This is a genomic window from Sphingomonas canadensis, assembly GCF_026013525.1.
Classification (GTDB): domain Bacteria; phylum Pseudomonadota; class Alphaproteobacteria; order Sphingomonadales; family Sphingomonadaceae; genus Sphingomonas; species Sphingomonas canadensis.
On record NZ_JAPDRA010000006.1, the window covers coordinates 90,554 to 103,358 of the forward strand.

Annotated in this window: 15 protein-coding genes; 2 read left to right on the forward strand and 13 right to left on the reverse strand. The window is 67.1% G+C overall.

The features are described 5' to 3' along the window. Nucleotides 1-29 precede the first annotated feature (29 nt). The 12 genes from OM513_RS13160 to OM513_RS13215 all read right to left on the reverse strand — a co-directional run bounded on the left by OM513_RS13160 (nt 30) and on the right by OM513_RS13215 (nt 8,410). A complete protein-coding gene (locus tag OM513_RS13160) occupies nt 30-1,019 on the reverse strand; it encodes a substrate-binding domain-containing protein (protein ID WP_264944879.1) in 990 nt (329 codons plus the stop codon). An 11-nt stretch (nt 1,020-1,030) separates the two neighbouring features. Continuing rightward, nucleotides 1,031-1,903, reverse strand: coding sequence for a fumarylacetoacetate hydrolase family protein (locus OM513_RS13165; RefSeq protein ID WP_264944880.1), 873 nt, complete (start codon nt 1,901-1,903; stop codon nt 1,031-1,033). 22 nt (nt 1,904-1,925) lie between these two features. Beyond that, a complete protein-coding gene (locus tag OM513_RS13170) occupies nt 1,926-2,933 on the reverse strand; it encodes a cupin domain-containing protein (RefSeq protein ID WP_264944881.1) in 1,008 nt (335 codons plus the stop codon). Nucleotides 2,934-2,979: 46 nt separating this feature from the next. After that, a complete protein-coding gene (locus OM513_RS13175) occupies nt 2,980-4,203 on the reverse strand; it encodes an acyl-CoA dehydrogenase family protein (RefSeq protein ID WP_264944883.1) in 1,224 nt (407 codons plus the stop codon). 49 nt (nt 4,204-4,252) lie between these two features. Beyond that, complete coding sequence (locus OM513_RS13180) at nt 4,253-4,768, reverse strand: flavin reductase family protein (RefSeq protein WP_264944885.1); 516 nt, start codon at nt 4,766-4,768, stop codon at nt 4,253-4,255. 4 nt (nt 4,769-4,772) lie between these two features. Beyond that, nucleotides 4,773-5,651: a VOC family protein gene (locus OM513_RS13185; protein ID WP_264944887.1), complete on the reverse strand. Its 879-nt coding sequence runs from the start codon at nt 5,649-5,651 to the stop codon at nt 4,773-4,775. Between the two features lie 159 nt (nt 5,652-5,810). After that, nucleotides 5,811-6,131 (reverse strand): hypothetical protein, encoded by a 321-nt coding sequence (locus OM513_RS13190; protein ID WP_264944888.1) that lies wholly within the window; start codon nt 6,129-6,131, stop codon nt 5,811-5,813. Next, complete coding sequence (locus OM513_RS13195; protein WP_264944890.1) at nt 6,128-6,319, reverse strand: hypothetical protein; 192 nt, start codon at nt 6,317-6,319, stop codon at nt 6,128-6,130. The genes OM513_RS13190 and OM513_RS13195 overlap by 4 nt, the downstream gene beginning before the upstream one ends. After that, nucleotides 6,316-6,792 carry a hypothetical protein gene (locus OM513_RS13200; RefSeq protein ID WP_264944891.1) on the reverse strand — a complete coding sequence of 159 codons (477 nt, stop codon included), beginning with the start codon at nt 6,790-6,792 and terminating at the stop codon, nt 6,316-6,318. Before OM513_RS13200 ends, OM513_RS13195 begins: the two co-directional genes overlap by 4 nt. A gap of 31 nt (nt 6,793-6,823) precedes the next feature. Further along, entirely contained in the window at nt 6,824-7,372 is a 549-nt protein-coding gene (locus OM513_RS13205) for a hypothetical protein (protein WP_264944893.1), read from the reverse strand. A 32-nt stretch (nt 7,373-7,404) separates the two neighbouring features. After that, nucleotides 7,405-7,842, reverse strand: coding sequence for a hypothetical protein (locus OM513_RS13210; RefSeq protein WP_264944894.1), 438 nt, complete (start codon nt 7,840-7,842; stop codon nt 7,405-7,407). Between the two features lie 136 nt (nt 7,843-7,978). After that, on the reverse strand, nt 7,979-8,410 hold the full coding sequence (locus OM513_RS13215) for a MarR family winged helix-turn-helix transcriptional regulator (RefSeq protein ID WP_264944895.1): 432 nt from the start codon (nt 8,408-8,410) through the stop codon (nt 7,979-7,981). Between the two features lie 120 nt (nt 8,411-8,530). Here OM513_RS13215 and OM513_RS13220 point away from each other — a divergent pair, with 120 nt between their 5' ends. Both OM513_RS13220 and OM513_RS13225 read left to right on the forward strand, forming a co-directional pair. Beyond that, nucleotides 8,531-9,112 (forward strand): nuclear transport factor 2 family protein, encoded by a 582-nt coding sequence (locus tag OM513_RS13220; RefSeq protein ID WP_264944896.1) that lies wholly within the window; start codon nt 8,531-8,533, stop codon nt 9,110-9,112. 143 nt (nt 9,113-9,255) lie between these two features. Beyond that, nucleotides 9,256-11,187 (forward strand): FAD-binding monooxygenase, encoded by a 1,932-nt coding sequence (locus OM513_RS13225; protein WP_264944897.1) that lies wholly within the window; start codon nt 9,256-9,258, stop codon nt 11,185-11,187. 58 nt (nt 11,188-11,245) lie between these two features. Here OM513_RS13225 and OM513_RS13230 read toward each other — a convergent pair whose 3' ends face one another. Beyond that, nucleotides 11,246-12,745 carry an MmgE/PrpD family protein gene (locus OM513_RS13230; protein ID WP_264944898.1) on the reverse strand — a complete coding sequence of 500 codons (1,500 nt, stop codon included), beginning with the start codon at nt 12,743-12,745 and terminating at the stop codon, nt 11,246-11,248. Nucleotides 12,746-12,805: the final 60 nt, after the last annotated feature.

Below are 12,805 nucleotides of genomic sequence, written 5' to 3' on the forward strand. Positions count from 1 at the left end.
GGGCGCCGCTCCACCCGGCCCCGCCTCCCTCAGATCGTGAACTGCTCGAAGGTCGCGGGGTGGAACAGCTCCTCGATCGTCACCCGGCGCGATGACAGCCCCTGCCGGTGATGCTGGGCCAGGAAATCGTCCAGCACATGGCGGTTCCCATCGATGCCATAGGTCCAGAAATCGCGGCCCATCAGCGCCATGTCGTGGTGCAGACGCTCGTCGGCGAACGGCATGGTGATCTTGCACGCGGAGGTTTCGAGCAGCCGTTCCAGGCACAGATTCTTTGCCTCCGCAAACGCCTTGAACACCGCGCCCGGCAGCCACGGATGCGCCTCCGCGATGGTGCGGCGAACGCCCAGGATGTGCATGATCGGGAAGATCTCGCGGCGTCGGTAATAGGCGATCGCCTCCGCCATCGGATCGTCGAACAGCCAGCCGATATTCTCCGATGCGCCGCCGCGGATATCCGGCGCGCGCGGGGCGATGTAGCCGTCGATCTCCCCCTCCGCCAACAGCGCGGAGATGGTCTTGCCCGGCGGCGCGTCGATCAGCCGGATCGACGGCGGCAGGTCCAGCGCGATCTTCTCCGGCCGGTCGGCGTCGGAAATGCCGCCGCGCACCCAGGTGATCTCTTCCGGCGCAACGCCATAGTCCTGCTCCAGGAAGGCGCGGATCCATACCATCGCGGTGAGCTGATATTCGGGCAGGCCCACCTTCTTGCCGCGCAGGTCCCCGGGCCGTTTGATCCGGTCCTTGCGGACATAGAAGGCGGAGTGCCGGAACATGCGCGACAGGAACACCGGGACGCCGACATAGGGCAGCGTGCCGTTTGCGGTCTTCACCACCGACGAGGAGAGCGACAGCTCGCAGATGTCGAACTCCGCGTTGCGGAACGCGCGGAAGAATATCTCCTCGGGCGAAAGCTGCATGAAGACGGGGTCCACACCGTCGATCCGGACATCGCCGTCGAACAGGGGGCGGCAGCGATCATAGTTGCCGACGGCGACGGAGAGTTGCAGCTTGCTCACGCGGGAATCCTTCAGCCGGCGTATTCGGGATGGATGGCGACGGTCATCTCCGCGATGTCCTGGATAGCGCAGGAGATGACGTCGCCGGGGAGTACCGGCCCCACGCCTTCGCACGTGCCGGTCATGATGATGTCGCCCGGATGGAGCGTATAGAAGCGCGAGGCATAGGCGATCTGTTCTGCCAGCTTCATGATCATGCGGCTGGTGTTGGAGGCCTGGCGCGGCTCGCCGTTGACGTGCAGGTGGAAATCCAGCGCCTCGGGATCGGCGATCTCGTCGCGGGTCACCAGCCAGGGGCCAAGCACCGCATAGCCGTCCCCCGACTTGCGCAGGCTCCGGTCCTCCGGCCCGCGCACCACCATGTCGAGCGCTATGGCATATCCCGCAATCACCGACATGGCGTCTTCGGCCGCGATGTTGCTCGCGGTCCGGCCGATCACCACGCCCAGCTCCATCTCATGATCGTTGCGCCGATCGGGGAAGCGCAGTCGAATGCCCTCCCCGGGCCCCACCAGCGCGCTTACCGCCTTCAGGAAAAAACCCTGCTGCTCGATCGATCCGCGAAAGCGGTCCGAGAAGGTGGCCACATCGCCCTCCGCCTCGACGACATGCTCGTGGTAGTTCACCGGCACGCCGATGATCTTGGTAGGATGCTGGACCGGCGAGAGGAACCGGGCCTTCGCCACGGGCTTCGCCGGCGCGGACGGCAGCGCCGCCGCGATCGCCGGCCGCAGCACGTCCAGGTTCGCGATCAGCGGATCGCCACGCATCGCCATCCACGGCCGCTCGCGCGGGGGCAGCGCGCCCAGCGCCGGGCTCACGTCGTACACCAGGCCGTCCTGCACCAGGCCAAGACGGCCTTCATCGAAAAGGGCAATTCGCATCGGCTGTCCTATCAGGTCGCGATCAGGCGGGGACTTCTTCGAGCAGCCCGAGGCGATCGAGCACGTCCCGGTCGGAAAGCATGAAGAGCTGGGCGCCGCCGCCGGTCGCCATATGGCTGGCGGCATTGCCGCGGGGGATGATGAAGAAGTCCTTCTGGCGCCATTCCAGCGCCTTGCCGCCGATCTGGGACCGCCCCTCCCCCGCCACCACCACGCAGGCGATGCTGGCGTTGCTGCGCACCCCGGCCGTCGGCCGCCCGGCCTCCAGCGCGGTCAGCGTGCAATCGAGGAAGGGCTGCGCCTGTCCGCCAGTGAGCGGATTGGAGTAGCGTATCGTGCGGGACCCGTCGGCTGCCGCAGGTGCGGCCGCGATCGCCCGGCAAGCATCGGCATAGGCATAGCGGAAGACCGGCGCATGCGCGCCCCCCGCGCCGATCTCCACCGGCACGAAACCGGCGGCCGCGAACGCCGCGTCGGGGACGGCCGGCGCCTGATCCACCACCGGCCCCGGCTGGAACCGCGCGGTGCCGAGATAACTGTGCAGCGGCACATCCAGCACGTCGAGCCACAGCACCGGCGCGTCGCCGTCATGGCGATGTTCGTGCCAGCACCAGGCAGGAGTCAGGATCAGGTCGCCATATTCCATCGGGCATGGCTTGCCGTTGACCAGCGTCTGCGCGCCGCTGCCTTCCAGCACGAAGCGCAGCGCGCCCATCGAATGGCGATGCGGCCGCGCTGTTTCCCCCGGGAGCAGGCACTGGACGCAGCACAGCATCGTGCCGACGGTATATTCGTCCTCCGCCGAACGCGCGTAGGGCGTAAGATACTGCAACACCCGCCGTTCGACGACTTCGGGCGAGGTCTCGGCGAACGCATGCTCCAGCAGTGGCCGGGTCTTCGCCCATTGCCACAGATGCGCCTCCTGCGGCGGAGGCGGCGGCCGGTGGGCCGTGGGGCTGAGCCACAGCGGCGCCAGATGATGCGCGTTCCAAGCCGCCAGCACCTCCCGGCGGATAGCGTCGGATGTCATGGCCGATCCCCCTGATGCAAACGTTCGCGTGCCAAGGTGCGGGGCCTCAGACGATGATGCCGGGCGGGATCGGTTTGCCGAACAGGAAGCTCGCCTGCGCCGCATAGACCGGCTGATCGACGTTGCAGGCGTGGCACATCGCCGTGGACATGTCGCGATAGAAGCGCTGGATCGGGTTCGAGTTGCGCGCGACGTTGCCGCCGACGTTGGAGAAGACGCTGTGCGCCGCTTCCGCCGCGCGACGCACGGCGCGCACCTGGTTGCGGCGCGCCTCATGCTGCATCTCCAGCGTCACATGGCCGCCCGAAAGCGCAACGTCATAGGCGCGGCGCATGTCGTCCAGCAGGTGCAGGCGCGATGCCGCGATATCCGCCAGCGCCGCCCCCAGCGCCGCCATCTGATAGGGATTGTCGATCGACTTGATCCCGCCCCGGTTCACCCGGTTCTCGGAATATTCGCGGAAGCGCCGCACGACGCCCTCGGCCAGTCCGATCGTCGCGGCGGATATCACGCCGGGGAACACGAAATCGAATGGCATCTCATAGAGCCGCGAGTTCGGCCGGTTCTCGCGGTAATAGCCGCGCTCGTTGAGCTTCCTGACGTTGATCACGCGATAGTCGGGAACGAACACGTCGACCGCCTCGACATCCTTGGACCCCGTCCCACGCAGGCCCATCGTATCCCAGCTATCCTGATGGATCACATAGTCGCTGCGCGGCATGACAAAGTGGTTGACCTCAACGAACTCGCCGGGACGCGATCCGTCCGCCGCCTCGGCGAGCCCGCCGACCACTACCCAGTCGCACCAGTCGGTGCCCGAAGAGAAGGGCCAACGGCCGGTGAACCGCCAGCCGCCCTCGACCCGCTTCGCCCGGCCGAGCATGGCATAGGGCGACGCGGTCCAGGTATCGACATTGGCGCCCCATACCTCCTCCTGAAGCCGCGGATCGGCCTGGGCGAACTCGAACGAATGGACCCCGACCACGCCCGAGCACCAGCCGGCCGAGGGCGCCTCGGCGCAGATATCCATGATCAGGCGCGCGAACTCGGCCGGGTCACCCTCGATTCCGCCGTGATCGCGCGGCTGAAACACGCGGACGATGCCGCTGTCGCGCAGCAGCTCGTACACCGCGGGTGTCAACTGCCCCATCTCGTCGCACGCGCCCGCCTGTTCGGCCAGCGCGGGCAGGACCGCATCGATCCGCGCGCGTACCTCCTCGAACGTGGAGGGACGCTTGATATCCGTCCCGCCGATCTTCGTGAGTTCCATGACATTCTCCAGATCATTCCGCGCGGGCGGCCGTGCGCCCGCGACGGCATCACAAACCAAATCCACCCCGAAAGAAGACCAGCGGCCCGTCATCCGCACGGTCCGGATTCTGCTGCATCGCGCGCGCTTCGACCACGATCAGGCGGTGATCGCCGATCGCCGCGGCGCGCTCGACCCGCCCCTCGATCCATGCGATCGCCGAGCCCAGGCGCGGCGCGGCGCCACAGCCGGGCGTCCAGTTGCCGCATTGGAAGCGCGCCTCCACGTTGCGGCCGAATTCGCGGCAATAGCCCTCCTGATCCGCTGCCAGCACGTTGATCGACAGCCACCCGGAGGCGAGCAGCCGGGGCAACGTGCGCGACCCATTGTCGACGAACAGCCCTACCAGCGGCGGATCGAGCGAGATCGACACCAGGGAACCGATCACCACGCCGAACGGACCCTCCGCGTCCATCCCCGCGACGATCGCGACCGAGGTCGGCACATTGCCCAGCACCCGGCGAAACAGGTCGCCGGGGATGCGATCCGCATCGCAAGGGGCTGCTGCCTGCGCGAGCGCGGACACGCGATCAGCGCTCGACGATCATCGCGGGCGGCAGATCGGGGCGCAGTTCATGGTGCCCCCAGATCGACGTTCGCGAATAGGATTTCGGCTCCCACAGATCATCGATCGCGACCCCGCCCACCCCATATTCGATGCGCAACACCGAGGGGGAGAAGAGATAGGCCGAAACCATCCGGTCGTTGGTGTGGCAGCCGATCGACTTGCTGACCGGAAAGCCGCGCTCGCCGCAAAGATCGACCGCGATACCGACATCGTCGAGCGCGTTGACCTCCAGCATCAGGTGGTGCGCGCCGGATATGCCCGGCCCGGGCGATCCGATCGCCAGCGAATGATGCCGCCCGTTGCAATGATAGAAGAGCAGCTCGCGGCTGCCGTCGACGATACGGTCCGATATGTTGAACCCCATCGCTTCGCGATAAAAGCGGTCGCAGACGGCGAGATCGGGCACCAGCAGGACGATGTGGCCCATCCCCTGATCACCCGTGCGAAAGCCGCTCATGGGGCGGCCCGGCTGGAATGTGGCGGGCGACAGGAACTGGCCCCAGGTCAGCTCTTGCCGGAAGCCCGCGGGATCGGTGAACCAGTAATAGCCGGCGACACACCGTGCGCGCGCCTCGCCGGGTGTGGCGCGGGTGAGCGGGAGCCCCGCAGCCTCGATCCGCTTGCCCAGCGCGGCCGCGGCATCCTCGTCCGCCAGCGTCCAGCCGATATAGGCGATGTCGTTGCGCTCGCCGGGATGCACCCACAGGCGGCATTCCGCATCGTCCATGCGGAAGCGAAGCGCACCATCCTCACCGCGCTCGATGGCCTGCAGGCCCAGAATACCGGCGCCGAACGCCGCCCATTCGGCCGCCGCAGGGGTGCCCAAACCAAGATAGGCCATGGACCGAATCATGTTCTCTAACCCCTCCGCCTGATTCGTTTATTAACTCTAGAGTCGCCATTCTACAAGTGGTCAAAAACGGCTCTTTGGCAATATGCTAGATGCTGGCAGGTCATGGTTGGCAAAGGACCGCGCCGGCGTTGTTCCGGCGCGGCAGGATCATTGTGTGGCGGGCGGAATCGCCCCCTGAACCCGCGTCAGGACCGGATCATCCGGGAAGGCGTCCTTCAGAATCTTCTGGCACACGCGGGTCTTTGCCGAGGGATCCGCGGCGACGATCGCGCGGATGTCGTCGAACCTGACACCCTCAGCCTTCTGCCGCTCCGCCGGGGGCTTTCCCAGGCCGGCGTTGTAATAATAATCCCAGTACATCGCGCACCGGCTTTCCGCCGGCAGCTCGCCCTTCTGACAGGCGGCGAGCGCCAGCGGCAGCACCGCCAGGAGCGGCAGCCCCGCGACCGCGGACAGCCGCGGCATCATCGCCCGCCGCCCCGTTTCGCGCTCCACATGTAGAAGGCGAAGCCGGCCCAGGCGAAGCTGAGCGAGAAGATGTCATAGTCGCGTAGCGGCCGGTAGATCGCATAGCCGAGACCGGTCGAGCCGACGAACACCGCGAGGGTGAGGATCACGCACGCGCCGATGGCGATCATCTCGTTCCTGCCGATCATTTCGAGCCCTCCGCACGGATGGTTTCCGCGTAATTGTCCTTCAGCGCCCGGTCCGAATGCCACAGCCACAGCGGATCGAGCCGCGGCTTGAGCGCGGCACCCAGATAGCCGCTGTACGCCAGCAGCAGCACACCGTTGAGGAACAGTTCCTGCGGGCCGGTGAACAACTGGCGCGGCGTCGCGACGACGAAGGTGTTCAACCAGAAGATGTTCACCGTGGCGGGCATCTCCAGGATCAGCGCCAGCAGCACGAAGCGGTTCGTGAGCAGCATGATCCCGAAGAAGAACTCCATGTACTTGATCGCCTGATACACCCCTATGGCGGTGTTCGCCGCGGCCCATTCGCCGCCGATTCCGGGGATTTCGGGGACGTATCCGGTCAGGATATAGCGCCCGCCCGAGAATAGCAGATGCGCCCCGAAGAATATCCGAATCCAGGTTATGATGTAATAAGTCGGTGTATCGTTCGCCACGCCACTCTCCTGATAACGTGCTGGACCCTGATTATGAATTCGCGCGATCACTTCTCGTATCGATCAGGTGCGCGATCTGTCCGATATCTTTTACGCTGCCCGGTTCCGAGCGGAAGGAAAGCATCGGCACATAGTAACGGACATAGGACAGCGCGACGATGACGTTCATGTACAGGCAGGTGACGCCCATATAGGTGGGATTGAACAGCCGGTCCGTGCGCAGGTTCAGGAAGATCGCGTTGTAGAACACCATCGCCGAGACCGGCAGCAGCAGCAGCACCGCGGCGGGCACGAATATGCCGAATATCAGGCAAAGGCCGCCGATTATCTCGATCGTCTTGACGAAATCGAACAGGCCGATGTCGATCAGGGTGACCAGCATCTGGTTGGACGCCGGCAGCGTGCCGAGCGGCTGGGGAAAGGCGGGCAGCAGCCCGAAGTGCGGTGCCCAGTAGCTGTAGCCGCTAACCACCATCCAGGCGCCCAGGAACAGCCGCATCAGCGTGACCGCGCCCTTCCAAAGCGTATCGGCGTCGAGCGCAAGCTCGATCCGGTCGTCAACGTCCTTGCGATTGGTCATGCGGCAAACTCCTGCGCGGGCATCGGCATCGCTCAGCGCGAGACAAAGCGGGTCGGATAGCGTTCGCGGCGGATGATGCGGCCGTTGACCGTCACGAACAGGTCGATCACGTCCGCCGCCGCCTCCCCGCGCGCCGCGGCGATCCGGTGGAACACCACCACCGTGGTCCCCTGCGCGACAACCGAGCGGATCTCATGGGGTATCGGCACGCCGTCGCGCCGGTCCTGCGCGCCGGGCGCATCGTCGGCGGCACCGGGGACGAAATAGTCGCGCACCGCCTGAGCACCCCGGCCGCGGTCATAGGCCTGCGCCATGAAGCCGGCGACGATCTCGCGTGGCAGCTTTCCCGTGCCCGGAGCCTTCCAGTCCCAGGGAAAGCCATAATGCATCGTGCAATAGACTGCGGCGGTGAACACCAGCCCCAGCGCGATCGACACAAGCCTAAGGCTCGACCGCTTGACCGTGACCATCAACCTCCCCCCGCACAGGGCGCCATGCCTGACGCCGGCCGCCGTTATTTCCGCCGGATACCATCGCGCCGGGGCAGGGATAAATCGGAAATGCGGCCCTGCCCGGCTAACGGACAGGGGAGCGGCGCGATTCCGCTCAATCCTGTGAAGCCGCGGTGACGAGGCGCAGCATCCGCAGAAAATCCTCGCGCTCGGCCGGGCTGAGCGGCGCGAGCAGGCGCACCTGCACCTGTTCCGCCGCGGGCATCGATGCCGCCAGCAAGGCACGCCCGGCCGGTGTCGCCGCGAGTTCCTTCACACGTTTGTCGCTTGGGCTCACCGAGCGGCGAACCAGCCCCTTGCGCTCCAGCCGGTCGAGCACGCCGCCGATCGTCGCCTTGTCGAAATCGATCAGCTCCGCGAGCGTGGTGGCATCGAGGCCCGGCCGCTCGGCGATGGCGGCAAGCGAGATGAGCTGGACCGAGGTCAATTCCGCATCGGCAAGCTCTTCGGCGAATATCGCGGTCGATACCTGCTGCGCCCGGCGGATGAGGTGGCCGGGCATGGCGGTGAGTCGCGTCAGGCTCATGGGATCGGGATAGGTTCGCATCCGCCGTCTTTGCAACTCCCCGGCGTCCGGATCCTTGCCGCGCCATATTTAGTATGTATACATTCTAATTTCAGAATGCGCCAGCGTCAGGAGATACCGATGCCCGATTCGCCGCAGTCCGATCATCCCCCCGCGACGGGCATCGGCAGGCGGGCGTTCGCCGGTGCCGGCCTTGTCGCAATCGCGGCGGCGGGCATGCCGGCCACGGCCGCCCCGGCCCGCGCCCGGCGGCCGAAGGTGGAGGACCGGCTTGCGATCGAGGATCTTTTCACCAGCTATCTATGGGCGTTCGATTGCGGAGACGCCGATGCGTTCGCCACGCTGTTCACCGCCGGTGCGGTGGTCGTGGGCAAGGGCACGCGATATGCCGGCCGCGCGGCGATCCTCGAATGGTTCCGCATGCTGATCGGCCTGCGCGACCGTGAAGGCGACGACGCCTGGATGCACCAGGCGGGCCAGTTCCGTTTCGTGCCGGCGGACGGCGGCTGGATCGTCTTCGCCTATGCGACGCACTTCAACGGAAACTCGCAGAAGGGCACGCGCGGCGTACGCAGCCTGGGCTATTTCACCTGCGAATGCCGCCGGGAGGCCGGGGAGTGGAAGTTCCACCGCTTCAGCATCTCCGCCTGGGACCGCACCGCCGTGCCGTGGAAGAAGCCGCTGCCCTGGGCGGGCGGCTGAAGGCTGCGCAGCGGCGGCGGCACATCTCCGCCGGCATGTCCGCTTGGCGGACAGCGGCCACGTCCGGGCTGCCCTCGGATATATAGTAAGTATACATACAATATCGTTTGGGCCGGGCCTTGCGCCGGCGATGGGAGAGGCCAATGCAATTCTACCTCAACGGTTTCTATCCCGGCGACCCGTTCGTCTCTCCGGCGGCGGCGGACGCGCGGCAGGGCACCGCGGGCATGCCGGCGGAGCTGGATGTGCTGATCGTCGGATGCGGCCCGACCGGGCTGACGCTGGCGGCGCAGCTATCCGCCTTTCCCGACATCCGCACCGCCATCGCAGAGGCCAAGTCCGGGCCGCTGGAAATCGGCCAGGCCGACGGAATCGCCTGCCGGTCGGTGGAAATGTACGAGGCGTTCGGCTTTGCCGAGCGGGTGATGAAGGAAGCCTATTGGGTAAACGAAACCAGCTTCTGGAAGCCCGGCGAGAACAACCGCGAGCATATCGCACGCAGCGGGCGCATCCAGGATACCGAGGACGGCCTGTCCGAATTCCCCCATCTGATCCTCAACCAGGCGCGGGTCCATGATTTCCTGCTCGAGGTGATGCGAAACGCCCCCGGCCGGAACGAGCCCTATTACGAGCGCCGCCTGATCGAACTGACCATCGATCGCGCGGATTCGTCCGGCTATCCGGTCACCGCGCGGTTCGAGCGGACCGATCCGGCGCATTCGGGCGAGATCGAGACTGTCCGCGCCCGCTATGCGGTCGGGTGCGATGGCGCCCGCAGCTTCGTGCGCGGCGCGATCGGACGCGAACTGCGCGGCGATTCCGCCAACCAGGCATGGGGCGTGATGGACGTACTCGCCGTCACCGACTTTCCCGATATCCGGATGAAGGCGGCAATCCATTCGGCGAACGAGGGCAGCGTGCTGATCATCCCGCGCGAGGGCGGCTATATGGTCCGGCTGTATATCGAGCTGGACAAGCTCGCCGAGAACGAACGCATCGCCAGCCGCAAGATCACGCCCGAGCATCTGATCGCTGCCGCGCGCCGCATCCTGCGCCCTTATACGCTGGAGGTGCATGAGGTCGCATGGTGGTCGGTGTACGAGATCGGCCAGCGCATCTGCGACAAATATGACGATGTTCCCGCGGGCAGCGAGGCGGAGATGCTGCCCTGCGTCTTCATTGCCGGCGATGCCTGCCACACGCACAGCCCCAAGGCGGGCCAGGGAATGAACGTATCCATCGCCGACGGATTCAACCTGGGATGGAAACTTGCGGCGGTTCTGCGCGGGCGGGCGCGGGGGGAGTTGTTGCACAGCTATTCCAGCGAGCGGCGCGCGATTGCCCAGGAACTGATTGATTTCGATAGAGAATTCGCAAAGATGTTCAGCGCGCCGCCGCGGGACGCGAACGATCCCGACGGCGAAGGTGTCGATCCCGCGGAGTTCCAGCGATATTTCGTCAAGCACGGGCGCTTCACCGCGGGCACCTCGGTCCATTACCGGCCGTCGGCGATCGTCGGCGACGGCGCGCACCAGGCGCTGGCGCACGGGCTGACCATCGGCATGCGCTTCCATTCGGCGCCGTCGATCCGGCTGGCCGACGCGAAGCCGGTGCATCTGGGCCATATCGTCAAGGCGGACGGACGCTGGCGCATCTTCGCCTTCGCCCCCGGCGCGGACCCGGCGCAGCCCGGATCGGCGCTGGACCGGCTGTGCGCATTCCTGGGCCAGGACCCGGCGTCGCCAGTGCTGCGCCACACCCCCGCCGGCGCCGATCCGGACAGCGTGATCGAGACGATCGCGGTGCTCCAGCAGGGCCATCGCGATATCGCGCCGGGCGACCTGCCCCGCTTCCTGTTCCCGGCGAAGGGCCGCTATGGCCTGACCGACTATGAGAAGGTCTATTGCCCCGATCTGAAGAACGGGCAGGACGTGTTCGACATGCGCGGGATCGATCGCACGCACGGATGCCTGGTGATCGTGCGGCCGGACCAGTTCGTGGCGGAGATCCTGCCGTTCGACGCGCACGCCGCGCTGGGCGCCTTCTTCGACCGCGTGCTGCTGCCCGCGGGCTGAATCCCCCCTGCCCCGCCGCCGCCCGCCGCGAGGCGCAGCGCGGCGGGGCGAACCGGGATCAGTCCGGCACCGCCATCGCCGCCGTGAGCCGCGATATGTCGTCGAGCGTATCGATGCGCTCCAGCAGCCCGCGGAGCGCCCCGGCGCGATCCGGGCCGATGCCTGCATAATCGGCGCAGTCGGCGAACTTGGCCGCGGTCTCCGCCGCTGTCATCGGCGCGCCGGGATCGCCCTTCGCTTCGGCGACGCGCTGACGCAGCACCCTGCCATCGCGCGTGGTGACCGCGATCTCCGCCTGCCCCGGGCCGCCACCCGCCCCAGCCAGTCCATCGTCCTGTTCGGTGACGATCCGCTGCGCCATCGCCAATATGTCGTCGCGACGCAGCGCATCCGGGGTGAATTGGGCGAGGCGCACCTTGCCGTCCACGAAGGCGGCCGCGACCACCCAGGGGATGCTGAACTGCGCCTCGACCACGCTGGCCGGGCGCCGCTTGCGATCGATCGGGTTGCTGAGGAACGGCCATTCTGCGGGGCCATTGCGGATCAGGATGCGATCGATCTGCCCGGGACGCAGCCCGTGATCCGCCACGAGCCGGAGCGCCGCATCGGCCGAGGTATGCGATCCCCGGCACGACGGCCAGGGCTTGAACGCCGTCTCCATCGCCGGGAAGCGGCTGCCCAGCCCGCCGAGGAGCAGTTCCCGCGAATAATTCCCGCGGTGATACTGGCGATACCAGCCCTTCTCGCCCTCCAGCACGGCATGCGGGCCGCTGACCCCGCGCGCGGCCAGCCGGGCCGCGAACACGCCGGCGGCCGACGCCAGTCCCGGCCCCAGCCGCTTCGTCAGCGCGCCATCGATATGCGACTGGGCGTTGCCGGCGGCCTGATGATAGGCGATGCCGGCCGCATCGATCATGCGGGCGCGATCGAGCCGCATAAGCCGCGCCGCCAGCATCGCGGTGGTCAGATATCCGACCAGGCTGGTGTTGTGCCAGCCGGTGGCGAAGCCGTCCACGCCCGGCTGGGACGACAGCGCGATCCGGCAGGCGGCATCGATCGCCAGCGTGGCCGCGGCCAGGAACTCGCGGCCGTCGATACCGCCCGCCATGTCCGCAACCGCGAGCGCCGCCGGGAAGGTGATCACCGCCGGATGCAGGAAGCCGCGGCCGAAGGTGTCATCGAATTCCAGCGCATGCGCCATCGCCGCATTGACCCGCGCGGCATCCTGGGCGGGGACGCGCAGGCCGCTGCCCCACAGCACGCTTTCGCCCCTGCCGCCCGTTTCGGCGGCAAGATCGCGCAACTGGCGCACGCCATCCTCATGGCGGCCGGCGATGCCCACCGCCACCGTATCGGCAAGCTGGCGGCGGGTGACCGCCAGCACCGCATCGGGCAGGTCGGCGAAGCGCGTGTCCAGCATGTAATCGGCCAGATCCTCGATCGCATCGCGCGCCGGCCGCGCGGCGGGGCGCGATGCCGGACGCGCAGCCGCGCCCGCCGCCGCCAGCAGCCCCCCGGCCGCGCCCGCGCCATGAAGGAATTCTCTTCGATCGATCATCGCCCATCCTTCCGGCGGCACGCCGCGCATGCCGCGAAATGAAAGCGGGGCGGCCCGCAT